This is a genomic window from Paenibacillus sp. FSL R5-0928 (assembly GCF_037970385.1).
Lineage (GTDB): Bacteria > Bacillota > Bacilli > Paenibacillales > Paenibacillaceae > Paenibacillus_AQ > Paenibacillus_AQ odorifer.
Genome location: NZ_CP150225.1, coordinates 5332734 through 5348038, shown reverse-complemented (window position 1 = coordinate 5348038; position 15305 = coordinate 5332734). Strand labels below are relative to the sequence as shown.

Sequence of the window (15305 nt, the reverse complement as noted above, 5' to 3'; positions counted from 1 at the left end):
AGTCGGACTATAATGCTCAACAGGAGATGCTCGCGAATGACTGAACGCACAATGTAGAAGCATGCTCTAAATACTGCGTACTTTTGATTTGCCTTTGGGGCGAATTGCTTCCTAAAGAATTAATCCAGCAATAACTCTAGCCCCCGGTCACCGCGGTTGAGTTTACAAGTACCCACTAAGGAGAAGTAACCGATGAAAACGAAAATACTCTTTTACTATCTGTGATAATTGCATTTACATGCACCGCAGTCACACTGGAGCCAACCACAAGAATAATGAATAGGGTGTGTCTCAGTGCCTAAAGGAGCATGACATCTCCAGCATTTAGTGTGACGTATTCCATATTTCATAATTTGTTTTTCTTTGATATGCGTTTGGAAGTATTCTTTTTGTGATTTTTTTCGTTTTTCTTCCTCTTCTTTCCTAAGTTGTTCATTTTGTTGAATTATGAATTTTCTTTCAGCTTCATTCTTTTTAATAGCGAGCGCTTCTTGAACGTACCCTTGAATTAAGGAAATATCATTTTTCAAGCAACATACTATCTCTGTTACATTCTGTCGTTCATCGGAAATCATTCCATATAGGTTAACGCCATTGTTAAAGTCATCTTGCGATAAATTAAGCATATCAAGATTTCCTGACACTAATGAACGACTTATCATAACGTTTCCAATGGATAAAAATCCTGAACTCAATTTCATGCTCAATATGCTATCTTTATGCAGATAATTATTACCTTTAATTTCAATGATGGCGAATTGTCTGTTTACTGTTGGAGTATAAGTTAATTTATTATCGATTTTTATAGTATTTGATTCCGAAAGTTTCTGATATTCTCTATCTTCTATTATTGTAAGAAGACCCTGTAATACTCCTTTGAAAAATCCCATATTATGTACTCTCCTTTTATTTAAATCAGGTTTATTTTACCATGTGAAATAGTTTAATAGTGAGGAAATTTGAATTGTATTTGACTGAGGATTAGTAACATAAGGACTCTGGAGTATGAAAGATTTGTTATGGACAGAAAAAAAGAAAGAGTTATCCAGTATCCGATAAAATAGCTGTTGGGGCACTTTTTCTTGCTGCAAACTTACTTATACTAAACACCAAACTTCGTTTGATTAGGGAGCATTTTTGGTATGAGGCTCCTATCGGACCCAGCTGACCCTTAAAGAGGTTTTTCTCCACATTTGCAATTCTAACGGACTCCATAGTCGCTATTGGCATAAAAAGTACCGCATTTGAGTCTCTTTCTAGGCATTAGCGACCATGGGGTCCGAAACCATGCTCCAAAGGCTGAAAATCAGCAAATAGCGGCATCTGGGTCCGATAGCTCGAGGTGGAGGATGTTAGTTCGTTAGTTCGTTAGCTCGTTAGTGCCATGCTCCTCGCAGATGTAGTTGCAGAAATTACAATGAGAAGTAGCCTATAAAGGAACAGTCAGTAGTTTCACCTCTGCAACCAGCATATCTAGTATGCGAGCTCATAAACCATACAGTAAAGCACAAAACGGCACTGCTCCAAACCATGAAATGGTTTGGAAGCAGCGCCGTTTTTGTTAGCAGTCAGCTAAATTCCTCCAATGGAGAGCAAGGTGACCGAAACGATGTACCCAATTGCTTCCGACCGCTGGCCCAATCGCAATCTCAATCTCAATCGCGATCTCAACCGCAGTCCCAACCGCAGTTGCAGCCCCGATCGCAATCGCGATCCCAACCGCAGTCCCAACCGCAGGCCCTGGGTATCCACCAACATCCCTAAAGTTTCATGCTGTCCCACAGCTGCTGGAATGCCCCGGATTTGACCTCGAAGAATACCGGTGCCTGACCGTAGCGTACAAGTCCTTGACCGAACAGCGTCAGCTCTACTCGGGCGTTGTCTTCCAGCTGCAGATAGATGATCTTGCGGTCTTCGCTGTCGTAGATGCCTTGCTCGATCAGCGGCTCTGCTGCCAGCGGTTTAGCCGCTTGGAGTGCTGTCAGGAAGCCATCAAGCGCCTCGCCATTGGCGATTGGCGCCTGCTGCTGGAGGCCGTTGTTCCAGCTGTTGAAGCTTTCCCACTGAGCTGAAGTAACTCGGCCTTCAAGATTCAGCTTGCCGAATAGGTCGGCGCCGCTGTTTATGGTGATGCCGTTCGTGTGCTCATACAGTTCAGCGAATACCTCGCCGTTGATTTCCGAATAGGACATAATCAGGAAGCTGGAGTCATAGCCCTTCACGGAATAGAGATCCGTTTCGCCGATGTTCGAGGCTAACTCAATATATTCGTCGTTACCGCTCCATTCGTTGATGCCGCCTGTAGTGCGTCCTAACTTGTCACCGCGCAGAGCGGCAGCATCGGCAGCGTCGATGCGAGTCGCTGACTGTGTGTAAATATTATTTTTATACACGACCAAGGCGATCATATCTGCCTTCACGCCAGATTCCTTATCTGGCAGTTTCAGCTTGGGAATGACAATGCTGCCCGATGTAGCTGTGCCCGAATTGCCAGCATTGCTTGCACCCGGAGTTACCTGGGCAACCTGCCCCGGGGAGCCCTGACTGTTCAACTGCTGCCATATACTAGGCCCAGCCAGACCGATTCCTGCGGCGAGCACGACACTTGCCGCGATATAAACCGTCTTGCGCGGACGTTTCCGCTCCTGCCGCTGCTCCATTTTGTCGAACAATTCTTTTTTCATTTCTTCACCTGGTTTCATCGAATCCACCGCTTTCTTATATGTTGTTCGAAACTGATCTTCCTTCACTGTGGTTCCACTCCTTCCAGCTCCAGTTTTAACAGTTGCCGTCCCCGCTGAAGTCTCATCTTCACAGCAGACTGGCTAATCTGCAGAATCTTGCTGATCTCCTGGATGGGATAGTCCTCGTAATAATAAAGATGGATTACGGTTTTATACTTCATGGGCATCGCCATAACTAACTGCAGCAGAGCCCAATCCTCGGGGCTGTCTGCCGCAATTGGCTCAGCGCTCTCCAGCTTAACCTCGCGCTTGCGCCAGCCTCTGCCCAGTAGTGTTTTACAATGGTTGGTGATTACCCGGATCAGCCATGCCTTCTGATGTTCGGCATCTTTGAACTTTGGCGCTTTTTCTATTAGCTTGATGAAGGTATCCTGAGTGGCTTCTTCGGCATCTTGCCGGCTGCCTAGATGGACCAAAGCGATCCGGAACAGCATATCTGCGTAGATTTCGTAACTCTTCATCACATGATTTCCCGGCCGGGTCATGGATCGCTGCATGATACTGTGCCCCCCTTTACCTATAACACCATTTAGGACGGCATTAGGTCACATTTTGTTCCTGAGAAAATTTCTTTGTGTTTGAGAGTAGATGATGCCTATTCATAAATTATCGCCAGAGGGTTATGGACTCAGAAGTCGTTATTTGCATATAAATAGACTTTTGAGCAAGTTCGCGGACCCCAGTGACGCTATTCCTTAAAAAGTGGGCCTTGTAAGGTGTTTCTCATGCCAATAAAGGCGATGGGGTCCGTTACACTTCGAAATGGAGGGTTATGCTACGCATAAGATCAACTTGTCCGATAGCTGCTAAGCACCACGCCAATATTGTCTACGCAAACGATGGTTACTTATTTAGAACAGGGGAGATCAAAAAAAACGCATTTGCCCAAGCACCAAGTGCTGACTGCTGGACAAACGCGTCTTTTTAATAGAGTGACTCCTTCACGGGAGATCCTCTTCGATATGTTTATATGGATAGCTAGGATCATTACCTTTAACGGGAGCCCTGCTGTATTGATAAATCCTTCCATTTTCTTTTCGATAAAAGTATCTTGCGTAGGGTTCGTCTGCGAAAATCACCGTGGTACTTACGAGGGGAGCTTTGGCGATCTGGGTGTATACTTTATAAAAATCTTCCTTCTTATAATTTCTCGTCTCTATTAGATAATGAATGACTTCTCTGTTCATATGATTTCGGAAGGAGTGGAGGGCTAAGGATGTTATTCCACAGATTAAAAGGATTAGAACGATGAAGATTAGTTTTGTATTTTTCTTCATTAATTCCCTCCATATAGATAATTTGTATATAGTATAAGATAATATACAGAGACTATTATGTCATTCATAGATATCTTGTAAATGTACAAATAAGAAAGGAGGTAAGAATATGACGCAGGAAGAAGAGAAAATACTGGAGCTGGAGCAGCGAATTAAGGTGCTGGAAAACCAGGCAAGTCCGAGGCTGCCGGGGATGAAAATCTTATGGTTTTTAATTTGGGGTTGTGTAATACAAAAAGGCAGCAAATACCGATAGTAATCCAGGCGTAGGCGAACGAAGAATTGCCGGGACATACTATATTTGCTGCCTTTTAACTTATGAAGAATAATGATTCTCTTTTAGTCTTCTTTGGGTTCTTGCAATAAAATGGAGAAGGTCCCCGTTTCGTGATCCACCTCAATCGTCTCAATGCCCACAAAATCCGGGATTTCGGGGTGTACTGCATCTACATTATAATCCGGATGAGTCAGTAATAATTCAATTACTTTAATGGCTTCCATGTCGTTCCCCCTCACGAGAAATTCCACCATAAATGAATATGCAGAGAACTATTGCAACTAAGCTTATTATCTCCGTGATCCGTTGCGAATATGTGTCAGTCGTTCTTCGTTTCTTCCCATCACGGCCAATAATTGCCCTTGGAACACACGTCTTTGGATCTGATCAATCCGCTGTAAGGCCAGCTCGGCAGGTACTTGGAATTCTGCTGCAAGATAGGAGATGGCATCTTCCCGTTGCTCAGGCAATGTCATGCGGGAGATCATGGAGTAAGGCATCGCCGCATACAAGATAAAACGCTCTGATTCGTCCTCCTGTGCCCGCGTGAAATGCTCTGGCATCAAGGTCTGATTATCGCTGCCATGGCGAAGTAGATGACACAGTTCATGAAGAAACTCTAGCCGTTGAAGATTGGCTGGAAGGCGGTTGTCGATAAACAGGCTGTACATTCCTGCAGACGCTTCAATGCTCTTGCTTCTCACATCCAAATAATGAACCCAGATATTAAGCCGCTCTGCAATATACGATATTGAAATTTGGGAAGGCTGATGAAGATTTAATCGCTTGTATAGATCCTCCGTCCATTTCTCAAGCACAGTCATTTGATAATATGATTTCATGTTCTCCAACTTATTCACCTCGTTTAAAATCACTAATAAATCACTAATGGGATCGTATGTTCGCATAAATGCGCAAAAGAAAAGCCCGAAGGGCTATGTAGAGTAAAAAAAGTCTAAGGATACATAGGAACGTTCGTTCTCATGTACCCTTAGCATAAAGCAATTATACACTAATATCAAGTGTTTTTCCCAAATTCGGAGCAACGCTTTTGCCCAGCATTTCCACCATAGTTTGGCTCTGGGTTTCAGCCTGATTCTTGGCAATATTCATGACCTGTATCCCAACATTTTGAGCTAAGGATGCTTGGCTCATTGCCATTGATAATGCAGCTATATCCATATTGCACCTCCTTTGTGTATATCCTGTTTATCGACTGTCCGCCTTCAATTCATTAGGTGATTGGCATTTGTTTGCCAATTCGCCCAAACGGCTTATCTCCTTTTTACATATCTTGTGCTGTAGTCATTAATCATTAGGAGGAATTGAAAATGGGTATGGAACATGGTTGTGGTTGTAACGTAGGTCCGGTAGTAAGTCCAGCATCAGTAGGTCCGGTGTGTAGTCCTTGGACTTCTACAGGAGCAATCCTGGTACTTTTCATCTTGCTGGTTATCATCACTAAAGCTTGCTTATTCTAAGTTAGCTGATGTGAAGTGTAGCCCCGTCTGGCGAATGCCAGGTGGGGCTATTCTGTTGCCTGGGGATGGTCAGACAGATCGTTATTTAAACATAAATTCCACCCGGGTTCCGTCTGCATAATCCTCCAGCTGATTGCCAACCCAGCTTCCTGCCCCGCGGTTATCGCTTGGCGTTATGTATTCAATGTCGGCACCAATGCCGCCTTCCTCACACATAGCCATTGGCCATTCATCCCGGTCATATCCCTTTTTAGTAGGGATCCCTTTTAAGGACTCTTTGCGGTTCTCTTCAGCCTGCTCTCGGTTAATCGTACATGTGGCGGATTCACCTTTCGCAATGGCATCCTGAATATGCTTGGCGGTCTCAGGATAGCGGTCTGATGGGAAGGTTAGCTGAACAACACTCGAATTGGATGGAGACGAGGGGTCTGTAGGCTCTCCGTTTTGTTCAAACCAGTAACTAGCCAAAGCAAGTAATGCAACAATGATGAGACTGGAGATCCATTTTTTCACTTTCAATTCTGCTCCTCCTTTTTTGGCACTTAAAATAGTATATCTTATATCATAATTCAGTGCGATTTAATATAATTAGGGAAAATAAAGGAGGACGGAACTGGATATGGAGTACATAATTACCATTGAGGATCAGACGCTTATTGCGGCTGCCGAAGATATAATTACCAGACGTTATGAATGGGGGCGTCATCATGTGGGTGCAGCGCTTCGTACTAAAACAGGAGAGATTTTTACAGCGGTACATGTGGAAGCCAGTATGGGGAGAATTACAGTCTGTGCAGAAGCGATGGTGATTGGCAAAGCGATATCCGAAGGTTATAAGGAATTTGATACGATTGTTGCGGTAAGGCATTCTGATCCAGACAGCGAGGAAAAAGAGATTAAAGTAGTCTCTCCCTGCGGCATGTGCCGAGAGTTAATTGCGGATTACGGAATAGACTGCAAGATAATTGTATCGGAGGATGACCGATTAGCTAAATATGAAATCACTGAGCTATTGCCTTTAAGGTACACGAGATAAGAAAAAAAGTAATGAGGAGCCGCTGAGCTCCTTTTTTTGTTGAGCCGTGAAATTATTCAGCAGTTCCTTATATCGTCCCAACTTATTTTACAACTTCATGTCCATTCGCTGAGTTCATGTCACTATTGTCCCCATACTATAACTTAAAAAGATTTAAAAGGATGGTGAGAATAGATGGAGCAGCGGATTATTCGTCAGATGGTTGATTCAGCATCAAGGTTCGTGGGCGATGTGCAGTGGCAGATGGCTTTTCGCAGATTACAAATGGCTCCGGCGGATTCGGGACTGTCGTCCTCGGCTCAGCTATTGCTGAATACCCTCTATTACTTGCAGGGAAAGGGTGTGATAAGCGGCCAACATGATTATTTGGAAAGTGCAGACGAGCTTATGGAGAAGCTTAAAAATACCAGTGGGCAATATGCTGCGCTTCATGGCTACGAGCTGGGCGCAATCAATAATCAGTCCCAGGCTCTAATTGACAATCAGCGGAATTGGGTCGTCAACAGTGCGATACGCTGGTCTAGGGCCGGCGGGATCGTAACGATGTGTTATCATGCTGCATTACCGGGGACAGCGCCAACTTGGGGGAATGTAAATACGAGCCTAAGCAATGCTGATTTTGATAAATATATAACCTCAGGTACCACCCAGTATAATGCGCTGTTAGCTGATCTGGATAAGATAGCCCTGTCGCTGAAAAAGCTTAATGACGCAGGGATTCCTGTACTTTGGCGGCCGTATCATGAAATGAATGGTGGATGGTTTTGGTGGGGGCAAAAGAGCAATTACGCTGCATTGTGGAACCTTATGTTCGATCGTTTTACCAATTATCATAAGCTGCATAATTTATTGTGGGTTTGGAGTCCAAATGCAAAAAATCAGTGGTGTGATGAGCCGGCAGAATACTATCCGGGCAGTGATAAGGTAGATGTGCTGGCGCTCGACATTTATGACGCGGATTTCAAGATTAGCCATTATGATAATTTATGGGATCTGGGTCGTGGCAAGCTGATTGCGATTGGTGAGAATGGAGAGCTTCCGTCTGCTGAACTGTTGTCCAAAACGCAGCCCAAATGGTCTTATCAGCTGACCTGGGGGAAACTCCTCTATGAGAAGAATACCGATGCTGTGATAAAAGCTTTTATGAACGACAAAATGGTATTCACACGAGAGGAGTATGCTGCTGAGGCCGCCGCTTTCGCTGCTATCGGGGATAGTGTGCTGGAGAGTGGACTCTGTGGGCAATACTACAATAACATGACGCTTAGCGGCACACCTGCACTTTTGCGTACGGATGCCAATATTAACTTTTCATGGAGACAAGGTTCGCCTGATCCTGCCATTCGTGTAGATGCGTTTTCTGTGCGGTGGAGTGGGAAGCTGACGGCTGCTTTTAGCGAGATTTATACCATTTATTCCTACTCTGATGATGGGATACGGGTATGGATTGATGGCGGGCTAGTCATTGATAGTTGGGTAAATCAGAGCGGCCAGGAACGAAAAGGAAGCATAAGTCTGATAGCAGGTAAGCCGTATGAAATAAAGGTGGAGTATTATGAGAATGCGGGCGACGCCCGGGTTGTTTTGCAGTGGGAGAGTCCTAGCCAGATCAAGGGGGTTATCCCAGCGGGGGCATTTTATCTTCCTTAAAAAAGAGTACTTCAAGTGTACAAGCGCAAGCAAAAAGCCCCGGTTTTCCGGGGCCTTTTTACGTATGAGCGTCTTAAATTTGTTCGCGGTAGCTAATGTTGTTGGCGATCTTCTCGTCACGAACGGCTTTGCGCAGAACATCTTTGACGGTTTGGGCATCATGGATTTTTCGAAAAAGAAGCTGAGGCGCTGAGGCATCATCAGAAAATACAGTTAATGACCCGATGCCAAGCATCCGGTCCATTATTGACTGTTTCACGGATAAATCGCGTACGCGCAGCAATTCGATTTCTTCAACATTTTTACCGATAAGTCCGGTCTTTAACATAATGCGCTGACTTGTAATGGTATATGAAGTTGTGTTAAGAGCTATAATTCCTTTAAGTCGATCTGAGATGCCGGCAGGTTTGCCTTTCCAGAGCACAACTTCTTGATTGACATGATTATCTTCTGCTGGTCGATGGGCGGTCACTGGAGCGGTACCGTTAAGGCTGGTTCCACATTCTCCACAAAATTTAGCGCCCTGCTTGTATTCCGCTCCGCAGGTGGTGCAATAAGGCATAAATACCCTCCTTTTCTGATCACAATTAAAATAATTATAACATAACAGTCATTTTACATATATTTCATTTGCGCTTTACACAAACCGACATTATCCTGTTAAGTGGAGGGATAAATAATGAAAAAAGCTTTACTAATAGGAATGCTGATGATGACTGTCATCCTTAGCGCCTGCAGCAATAATTCAACTTCATCGGCACCTGCCACGGAGGAAGAAGTGCAGGAGACCGTGCAAAACTTCTACAATGAAATGTCTAAACTTGAAGAGTCGGGAAAATCTTCTTTAGCGGAGTTCAATGAAGCCATTGCGGGTTATTCAGCAGGAGAACTCACGGACAAGCAGTTGGAGAAGAAAATTAAGCAATTTCAGAGTACCGCAACTGATTTATCGAATCAAGCCGAGAAAGTAAAAATTTCCTCCAGCTTGCCTGAAGACATTCGTAAGTTGCTTGAAGAGTCTAAAATTTCCTTTGAAAGTGCTTATTCTTTAAAAAAAGAGGCTTCTCAGGGCGCAGATTCCGCAAATGTTACGGCTGAGCAATTTAATGAATTGAATCAAAAAGCTGATATAGCGATGTTGTTCGGTATCTCCAAGCTTAATGAGGCAAGAGAAGCAACTGGACTTATAGATTCCGAAGGTGAAGCTACCTCAGTATCTGGAGATGTTGTTCAAGAATAAATCAAATCAGGCGCTGCACAGTTTATCTGTCAGCGTCTTTTTGCTGCGCTTACATGGATATACATTGATATACATCTTTTGGATAAAAAGCGCTCCTTCAAAAAGGTATCTTTTTCCTGATTATTGATTAATATGCGAAGATGCGGATATAATACAAACATACGTTCGTGTTCAGAAGAATAGATATATTATAAGGGAGGGGTTACCATGGGCAAAAAGCTGGAAAAAAACGGGCTGTGGGAAAGCAGCCGCATGATGCTGCCGGAGCATAAGACAAGAATTATAAGAGATGAACGGGAGACGCTGCGCCGCATCAAGCCTATTCTGGATGAGCAAAAGCTGGAGGAGATCGAATGTACACTGGCTTTGTCGTTGCGGAGTCATGTACGAGTGACAGTTGTTCTGTTTGAACCTTTTGAAAATACGATGTTAAGTGGCTTTGTGACTTCCATTCACACCCACTCGCGTGAGTTTAAGCTGCAGTGGGCGGAGGAATGGAAGTGGATCGATGTGGATGATATTGTCGAGGTCTACATCGTTTAATGCTGAGAACCGTTGCCTTCGCTTTTCTCATAAGCGATTAAGGTAACGGTAGGGTTACCGGTCAGATGTGCAATGGAAGCTTCAGCATTCCGAATAATTTCCAGTGCTTCTTCCTGTTCACTAAGGGCTGCAACTTTATAGCTATCGCTATGAATATCCATATGTCTCCCACCTTTCGTTAAATATTTTGTCCTTTTTTGTGGAAATCATCCTAAGGGGGACAGGGGTACAGGCAAATAGGACAGCGGCATCATTGAATATACCAAAGGGGTGATTCTATGCTGACTTTGGAGCAATTGAGGGAAAAATCCGCGGCGCGTCTGGTCGGGCTTCACCCTGTCTTGGCGGCAGGTGCAAATGCTTTGATTCAGCAAAGCCATGCGAGAGGAGTCCCTATCGTTATTACTCAGGGTCTACGGACCATTGCTGAACAAAATGCTTTGTATGCGCAGGGTAGAAGTAAGCCGGGACCGATAGTTACCAATGCTAAAGGCGGTACCAGCTATCATAATTATGGCCTTGCGTTTGATTTTGCGATTTTGCTGCCGAATGGCACTAGCCTTTCTTGGGACATCAAACGTGATGGTGATAAAGATAAGACTGCGGATTGGCAAGAGGTTGTACAGGAGGCTAAGCGGCTTGGATTAGAATGGGGCGGGGACTGGACTTCTTTTAAAGACTATTCACATCTGCAGATGACTTTCGGTTTAACTATAGATCAACTTCGGGCAGGTAAACGTCCAACGACGGACCAAGCCAAAGAGGCTTTAAAAAAGATTACCGGAGGGGATGATCAGGTGAACAAAGACGTTACAGTGACCATTAACCTAAACGGCCGCAAGCTTACCGATGGCGTTCTCGATACCGGAATAACCTATGTGCCCATACGTGCGCTGGCTGAGGCGCTTGGAGCAAAGGTAACTTATGATGCTGTGACCAAGACAGTTAATGTAGTAAAAGAGTAAAATCATCATGCATAGACAGTGCCGTCCAAGGGGAAATTATCAGTGATAACTAACCTTAAAGGGAGGCATAACACTGTGAACAAGCTGATAACAAGCCTTGCATGCGGTACTGTACTGTCAATGAGTCTAATGGGAGCTAGCTATGCATCAAATGCCGTTGGATCAGCAGCATTGGGCGGTATCCCAGCCGCGAATACCGGAATGGATGGCACTGCGGAACACACTCGGATGATGAATACGGAAGGCAATCTAATGAATGGCACCACGGGAACAATGAATCAGCATGAGAGCATTATGAAAGATAAGATCCGCATCGATGATAATTACAGACCTAACAACTACAACACCAATAACTACAATGACACCCGCAATAACTACAGAACCAACAGCACTGTTAACCCGGCAACCAACACTACACAGACCGGCAAATACCGTGCAACTAGTACAACAACGAATGCTGCAACTAACAAAGGATCTAACTGGGGCTGGCTCGGTCTGCTTGGACTTTTGGGTCTTGCCGGAATGAGAAGCAGAAGTGACGAGCGTAGATAATCCACGTCTATAATAACCCGTGTCGGTTTAGGCTGAACGGGTTATTTTTATTGTAAATAATTTTTTTCGAAAAAGGATTGCGCGTTATCGATATTCATGATATTATATTTCTTGTCGCGTTATATGTGAACAACGTATGAAGCTTCAACACATAATATGCCGGGGTGGCGGAACAGGCAGACGCACAGGACTTAAAATCCTGCGGTACGTGAGTACCGTACGGGTTCGACCCCCGTCCTCGGCACTAGAACAACAAGGGTTTCAGCTCATTAGAGCTGGAACCCTTGTTTGTTTTTAAGATGATTTGCTAACATTTTGCTAACGGGGCATCTTTTTGGTGTAGATTCGAGGATTCCGATACACTCAGAGTTGTGATTGTAATGACTTCACGTTAAGCATTTCTTATTCAGGTTCTGTGATAGAGGATTCTGTCACGCTCCTTTCTCAGTCGCAGGATTTCTGCTCTAATGACTTCTTTACGACAAGAAAAAGTATTCTTGTCGCTTTGTTCCAAAGCAAGTTTACATGGATTTTGGCTATGACTAGCAGCGTGGAAGTGATTGCTGCATCATCTAGGATTGCCATGCGGTGTACTTCATTGAGCGGCTTCATTTGTTTTTTTGGAAAATAGATCATTGATCTTTTGTGCCGTATCTTTTTTAGTCTCCATGTCGATGTGCGTATAGGTATTGGCTGTAATACTGATGGTTGAATGCCCCAGCCAGACCTGAATTTCTTTCAGGCTTACGCCATGTTTAATTAAGTAACTGGCTGTCGAGTGTCTGAGATCATGAAATCTGATATGCGGTAATTCGTTCTTTGCGAGTATGTCCTTGAATTTATGATTCAGGTATTCTGTCTTCATGGGACTGCCGTCAGGCAAGCAGCATACAAGACCGATATCGAAGAAATCTTTGCCGTATTGCTGTTTGTTTTTCTTCCGCTGTTTCTTTAGATGTAATAAGTAATCCTCGAGTTTTTCCATCAAAGGCAGAATGCGCTGGCTGCTCTCGCTTTTAGGTTTCTTTACGACAACTTCTTTACCGTACTTCACGCGAACTTCTCTAATTGAGATTGTCTTTTCTTCGAAATTTATGCAATCCCACTTTAGACCAAGCACCTCGGAACGCCGAAGCCCATAATGAGCTGCGAGATATACTGCGGATTCTATCGGTGTATCCAAACATACCTCAAATAATTTTTCGAGCTGTTCGACTGTATAATAGCTGGCATTGAACTTTTCCTGCTTTGGAAGTACGATTCGATCAGCGGGATTAAAAGGAATCAGGTTCATTCGCACTCCGAATTTCAATGCACTCCTGATATTGGCGTGGTGTCTTCGTAATGTTTTAGCGGATAATCCTTTTTTGCCTGTCAGTTGGTCTTCTTGATATTTTGTTTCGTAATATTTTTGCAGATGCATTGGTTGTAATTCTTGTAGTAATATATCATTTTTACTCTTAAAGTAAGGGATGATATGCTTGGTTACGATCATCTCATAACCTTCCCAAGTTGTTTCCTCGACCTCGCTTTTTATAACGTTATGAAGCCAATCTAGCATAAACTCAGTGAATTTAAGTTTTCGCTGTGGTAAAACGAAGTTGTTGTTATCTATCTTTGTAAGTGTTTCTCGTAAAACTTTCTCGGCATCCGTTTTTTTCTCACACTTGGTATTAATCCACTTTTGCTTTCGCTTACCGGACTCGTCCTTCGTTTCAACAATGATGTACCAGTATTTATTGCGTTTAAGTAAGCTTCCCTTCATATGCTTCGACCTCCAATAGTTTTTTTGGAAATGAAAAAAGACAGGAGCGTAATTACCCCTGTCTGTGAACTACTATTTGATTACAAGTATTTAGAAGAGTCCATTTGAGCCTTGCTTAGAATATATTCTTTTACACTTAGTATTGGAATTCTATACGTATGTCCAATTTTAATAGATTTAATTTCACCAGATTTCAGTAACCTATAGGCAGAGTTTCTGCCAATTAACAATATGTCTAAAAGATCTTCGACTGTTATAATTTCTGGATAATCATGTAGCATCAAGCTAATCACCTCCTGTTCATGGTAATAATATATAATTGTCAATTTGGACAGTACGGTTCTGAAATTGTTATCCCGTACCTTATGATATTTGTTCATGCCTTTCGTTGTTGTTCTTCACCGTTCTCGGTTATTGTTTGTATGTCATGGACTTCAAAAACATATCAAGTTATAGTAAAAATGCGGATTCCCAAAAATCCCAAGTATCCCGGAATTCCCAAAAATATTTGTGCATCTGCTATTGCTGTAAAATGTATACGATAATATGCTTACAGACGTAAATTTGATTCGATTATCTTAATGTAAGAGGATATATTCTTTTTTACTCATGACGACAAAAGGGTGACATTATGGTTAATGATGTAGGTATCCATTGCTCTAAAAAGTATGTGCATTATATCAATCGGAAAAAGAACCGAGAAGGATTCGAAAGAATCGAAGAAACCTTGGCGGAGATGAATGCTATCTTTTCGGAAATGTGCGAGGATTTTCTTGTGAAAGACGACAAGATGATGAAAGTGGCGCGAAAAAGAATTAATCAAGCAAAGAATGAAATGGAGAGCGAGGAAACAAAATCGGATGAAAGGCGAGAAGGGAAGGAAACAACACGAGGTGCATTCATTTGCAACTTCTTTGTTGTTCCAACAAACCGTCTTCGCGTTTACGATTTGCAGAAGCAGAAGACTACAGAAGTTGGGCTTAATGTTAAAGTCTACACCCGGATCAACAAAAAAGAATATAAGTGTATTGAACTTGACTTGCTTAACGAAACGTTAGCTAATTCAAAATGGATTGACCCTAATTTTCTGGACTATGACTTCTATCTATATAAAGACAGTTTATATTCCTACCTATTACGAGCAATTAGACTCGCTACAAGATTAATAGATGACGATGATGAAAAAGTTATATTTAATGATGAAATTGGTTGGGTAGACAACTTTTATGGAAGAGACAATTCGGGCTATTTGCGATATATAAAAGATTCCAGAGGTTATAAATGGATGGAATCAGAAGATAGGCCAATTGAGATTGATCCTATGAAATTCAATGCGGTTATTTTTTTAAACTCTGTTCAAGGGCTTATTCATAAATCTGAATTCCTTAACATGGATAATAACTCAAAGCTTCAGGAAGGCTTTATTGGATGGAGAGATGAAAACATCTGGGCAATAAAATATAGTTTGATTAAGCCTCATGTTACGAACGAACTGAAAAGGACAGGACGGAATTTCAAGATCGACAACAAGCTTTACGCGTTCCTTTTTAAACAAGGCATACTATTTATTGATGGGGATATTGAAGGCGATTTTCGACCTGATAAAAAAATTGGGAATAGTAACAATAGGGCTTTTGTTCTGGATAAAATTCGGTTCCGTGAGTTTTTAGAGGAAAACCAACATATTATAGAATGAAAAATGAAGTACATGACAGCAACCACCTGCTGAAATGTACTTTTTTATTTTTCTAGTAACAGTACCTTGACTTAGATAA

21 protein-coding genes and 1 tRNA gene are annotated in these 15305 nt (G+C 42.8%); 10 read left to right on the top strand and 12 right to left on the bottom strand.

The window, feature by feature from the left end:
- Positions 1-215: 215 nt before the first annotated feature.
- From MKZ16_RS24210 to MKZ16_RS24195, 4 genes are all read right to left on the bottom strand, one after another.
- Positions 216-890 (bottom strand): hypothetical protein, encoded by a 675-nt coding sequence (locus MKZ16_RS24210; RefSeq protein ID WP_036683363.1) that lies wholly within the window; start codon positions 888-890, stop codon positions 216-218.
- Between the two features lie 870 nt (positions 891-1760).
- A complete protein-coding gene (locus tag MKZ16_RS24205) occupies positions 1761-2750 on the bottom strand; it encodes a hypothetical protein (RefSeq protein ID WP_081393319.1) in 990 nt (329 codons plus the stop codon).
- Positions 2747-3241: a sigma-70 family RNA polymerase sigma factor gene (locus MKZ16_RS24200; RefSeq protein ID WP_076103793.1), complete on the bottom strand. Its 495-nt coding sequence runs from the start codon at positions 3239-3241 to the stop codon at positions 2747-2749. The genes MKZ16_RS24205 and MKZ16_RS24200 overlap by 4 nt, the downstream gene beginning before the upstream one ends.
- A 444-nt stretch (positions 3242-3685) precedes the next feature.
- The gene (locus tag MKZ16_RS24195; protein ID WP_076103794.1) at positions 3686-4021 is read right to left on the bottom strand and encodes a hypothetical protein; all 336 of its coding nucleotides are present in this window, start codon (positions 4019-4021) and stop codon (positions 3686-3688) included.
- Between the two features lie 109 nt (positions 4022-4130).
- On the opposite strand from MKZ16_RS24195, the gene MKZ16_RS24190 reads away from it, so the two are divergent.
- Entirely contained in the window at positions 4131-4277 is a 147-nt protein-coding gene (locus tag MKZ16_RS24190) for a hypothetical protein (RefSeq protein WP_155288177.1), read from the top strand.
- 83 nt (positions 4278-4360) lie between these two features.
- Here the strand turns inward: MKZ16_RS24190 and MKZ16_RS24185 are convergent, their stop codons facing one another.
- The 3 genes from MKZ16_RS24185 to MKZ16_RS24175 form a co-directional block, all read right to left on the bottom strand.
- Positions 4361-4522, bottom strand: a complete 162-nt coding sequence (locus MKZ16_RS24185) for a hypothetical protein (protein ID WP_155288176.1) — start codon at positions 4520-4522, stop codon at positions 4361-4363.
- A gap of 66 nt (positions 4523-4588) precedes the next feature.
- The gene (locus MKZ16_RS24180; RefSeq protein ID WP_036683410.1) at positions 4589-5140 is read right to left on the bottom strand and encodes an ImmA/IrrE family metallo-endopeptidase; all 552 of its coding nucleotides are present in this window, start codon (positions 5138-5140) and stop codon (positions 4589-4591) included.
- 163 nt (positions 5141-5303) lie between these two features.
- Positions 5304-5480, bottom strand: coding sequence for a YjfB family protein (locus tag MKZ16_RS24175; RefSeq protein ID WP_076098563.1), 177 nt, complete (start codon positions 5478-5480; stop codon positions 5304-5306).
- A gap of 149 nt (positions 5481-5629) precedes the next feature.
- On the opposite strand from MKZ16_RS24175, the gene MKZ16_RS24170 reads away from it, so the two are divergent.
- Positions 5630-5779, top strand: coding sequence for a hypothetical protein (locus MKZ16_RS24170; RefSeq protein ID WP_155288175.1), 150 nt, complete (start codon positions 5630-5632; stop codon positions 5777-5779).
- Between the two features lie 81 nt (positions 5780-5860).
- Here the strand turns inward: MKZ16_RS24170 and MKZ16_RS24165 are convergent, their stop codons facing one another.
- A complete protein-coding gene (locus tag MKZ16_RS24165) occupies positions 5861-6292 on the bottom strand; it encodes a NucA/NucB deoxyribonuclease domain-containing protein (RefSeq protein ID WP_076103822.1) in 432 nt (143 codons plus the stop codon).
- A gap of 106 nt (positions 6293-6398) precedes the next feature.
- Here MKZ16_RS24165 and MKZ16_RS24160 point away from each other — a divergent pair, with 106 nt between their 5' ends.
- Together MKZ16_RS24160 and MKZ16_RS24155 are read left to right on the top strand one after the other, a co-directional pair.
- Positions 6399-6815, top strand: a complete 417-nt coding sequence (locus tag MKZ16_RS24160) for a cytidine deaminase (protein WP_076103796.1) — start codon at positions 6399-6401, stop codon at positions 6813-6815.
- Positions 6816-6989: 174 nt separating this feature from the next.
- Positions 6990-8465 carry a glycosyl hydrolase gene (locus tag MKZ16_RS24155; protein WP_036683349.1) on the top strand — a complete coding sequence of 492 codons (1476 nt, stop codon included), beginning with the start codon at positions 6990-6992 and terminating at the stop codon, positions 8463-8465.
- Between the two features lie 73 nt (positions 8466-8538).
- Here MKZ16_RS24155 and MKZ16_RS24150 read toward each other — a convergent pair whose 3' ends face one another.
- Entirely contained in the window at positions 8539-9027 is a 489-nt protein-coding gene (locus MKZ16_RS24150; protein WP_036683346.1) for a PH domain-containing protein, read from the bottom strand.
- Positions 9028-9144: 117 nt separating this feature from the next.
- On the opposite strand from MKZ16_RS24150, the gene MKZ16_RS24145 reads away from it, so the two are divergent.
- Together MKZ16_RS24145 and MKZ16_RS24140 are read left to right on the top strand one after the other, a co-directional pair.
- Complete coding sequence (locus MKZ16_RS24145) at positions 9145-9705, top strand: hypothetical protein (RefSeq protein WP_076098564.1); 561 nt, start codon at positions 9145-9147, stop codon at positions 9703-9705.
- 207 nt (positions 9706-9912) lie between these two features.
- Positions 9913-10248 (top strand): YolD-like family protein, encoded by a 336-nt coding sequence (locus MKZ16_RS24140; RefSeq protein ID WP_036683341.1) that lies wholly within the window; start codon positions 9913-9915, stop codon positions 10246-10248.
- On the opposite strand, the gene MKZ16_RS24135 is transcribed toward MKZ16_RS24140, so the two are convergent.
- Positions 10245-10409 carry a hypothetical protein gene (locus MKZ16_RS24135; RefSeq protein WP_169744799.1) on the bottom strand — a complete coding sequence of 55 codons (165 nt, stop codon included), beginning with the start codon at positions 10407-10409 and terminating at the stop codon, positions 10245-10247. The genes MKZ16_RS24140 and MKZ16_RS24135 overlap by 4 nt on opposite strands.
- Positions 10410-10526: 117 nt before the next feature.
- On the opposite strand from MKZ16_RS24135, the gene MKZ16_RS24130 reads away from it, so the two are divergent.
- The 3 genes from MKZ16_RS24130 (at position 10527) to MKZ16_RS24120 (ending at position 12009) form a co-directional block, all read left to right on the top strand.
- Positions 10527-11213, top strand: coding sequence for a M15 family metallopeptidase (locus MKZ16_RS24130; protein WP_076103797.1), 687 nt, complete (start codon positions 10527-10529; stop codon positions 11211-11213).
- A gap of 75 nt (positions 11214-11288) precedes the next feature.
- Positions 11289-11765 carry a WGxxGxxG-CTERM domain-containing protein gene (locus MKZ16_RS24125; protein ID WP_052097266.1) on the top strand — a complete coding sequence of 159 codons (477 nt, stop codon included), beginning with the start codon at positions 11289-11291 and terminating at the stop codon, positions 11763-11765.
- 158 nt (positions 11766-11923) lie between these two features.
- A tRNA-Leu gene (locus MKZ16_RS24120) sits at positions 11924-12009 on the top strand.
- A 351-nt stretch (positions 12010-12360) separates the two neighbouring features.
- Here MKZ16_RS24120 and MKZ16_RS24115 read toward each other — a convergent pair.
- On the bottom strand, positions 12361-13530 hold the full coding sequence (locus tag MKZ16_RS24115) for a tyrosine-type recombinase/integrase (RefSeq protein WP_076103799.1): 1170 nt from the start codon (positions 13528-13530) through the stop codon (positions 12361-12363).
- Positions 13531-13610: 80 nt separating this feature from the next.
- Entirely contained in the window at positions 13611-13811 is a 201-nt protein-coding gene (locus MKZ16_RS24110) for a helix-turn-helix domain-containing protein (RefSeq protein ID WP_076103801.1), read from the bottom strand.
- Between the two features lie 350 nt (positions 13812-14161).
- Between MKZ16_RS24110 and MKZ16_RS24105 the strand changes: the two genes are divergently transcribed.
- On the top strand, positions 14162-15226 hold the full coding sequence (locus tag MKZ16_RS24105) for a hypothetical protein (RefSeq protein WP_076103803.1): 1065 nt from the start codon (positions 14162-14164) through the stop codon (positions 15224-15226).
- Positions 15227-15305: the final 79 nt, after the last annotated feature.

What these genes read in the sequence shown, in the direction of transcription:
- MKZ16_RS24145 (WP_076098564.1), top strand. Translation starts at nt 9,145, where the DNA reads ATGAAAAAAGCTTTACTAATAGGAATGCTGATGATGACTGTCATCCTT.
- MKZ16_RS24200 (WP_076103793.1), bottom strand. Translation starts at nt 3,241, where the DNA reads ATGCAGCGATCCATGACCCGGCCGGGAAATCATGTGATGAAGAGTTAC.
- MKZ16_RS24140 (WP_036683341.1), top strand. Translation starts at nt 9,913, where the DNA reads ATGGGCAAAAAGCTGGAAAAAAACGGGCTGTGGGAAAGCAGCCGCATG.
- MKZ16_RS24195 (WP_076103794.1), bottom strand. Translation starts at nt 4,021, where the DNA reads ATGAAGAAAAATACAAAACTAATCTTCATCGTTCTAATCCTTTTAATC.
- MKZ16_RS24210 (WP_036683363.1), bottom strand. Translation starts at nt 890, where the DNA reads ATGGGATTTTTCAAAGGAGTATTACAGGGTCTTCTTACAATAATAGAA.
- MKZ16_RS24130 (WP_076103797.1), top strand. Translation starts at nt 10,527, where the DNA reads ATGCTGACTTTGGAGCAATTGAGGGAAAAATCCGCGGCGCGTCTGGTC.
- MKZ16_RS24105 (WP_076103803.1), top strand. Translation starts at nt 14,162, where the DNA reads ATGGTTAATGATGTAGGTATCCATTGCTCTAAAAAGTATGTGCATTAT.
- MKZ16_RS24185 (WP_155288176.1), bottom strand. Translation starts at nt 4,522, where the DNA reads ATGGAAGCCATTAAAGTAATTGAATTATTACTGACTCATCCGGATTAT.
- MKZ16_RS24135 (WP_169744799.1), bottom strand. Translation starts at nt 10,409, where the DNA reads ATGGATATTCATAGCGATAGCTATAAAGTTGCAGCCCTTAGTGAACAG.
- MKZ16_RS24175 (WP_076098563.1), bottom strand. Translation starts at nt 5,480, where the DNA reads ATGGATATAGCTGCATTATCAATGGCAATGAGCCAAGCATCCTTAGCT.
- MKZ16_RS24160 (WP_076103796.1), top strand. Translation starts at nt 6,399, where the DNA reads ATGGAGTACATAATTACCATTGAGGATCAGACGCTTATTGCGGCTGCC.
- MKZ16_RS24170 (WP_155288175.1), top strand. Translation starts at nt 5,630, where the DNA reads ATGGGTATGGAACATGGTTGTGGTTGTAACGTAGGTCCGGTAGTAAGT.
- MKZ16_RS24155 (WP_036683349.1), top strand. Translation starts at nt 6,990, where the DNA reads ATGGAGCAGCGGATTATTCGTCAGATGGTTGATTCAGCATCAAGGTTC.
- MKZ16_RS24110 (WP_076103801.1), bottom strand. Translation starts at nt 13,811, where the DNA reads ATGCTACATGATTATCCAGAAATTATAACAGTCGAAGATCTTTTAGAC.
- MKZ16_RS24190 (WP_155288177.1), top strand. Translation starts at nt 4,131, where the DNA reads ATGACGCAGGAAGAAGAGAAAATACTGGAGCTGGAGCAGCGAATTAAG.
- MKZ16_RS24150 (WP_036683346.1), bottom strand. Translation starts at nt 9,027, where the DNA reads ATGCCTTATTGCACCACCTGCGGAGCGGAATACAAGCAGGGCGCTAAA.
- MKZ16_RS24115 (WP_076103799.1), bottom strand. Translation starts at nt 13,530, where the DNA reads ATGAAGGGAAGCTTACTTAAACGCAATAAATACTGGTACATCATTGTT.
- MKZ16_RS24180 (WP_036683410.1), bottom strand. Translation starts at nt 5,140, where the DNA reads ATGAAATCATATTATCAAATGACTGTGCTTGAGAAATGGACGGAGGAT.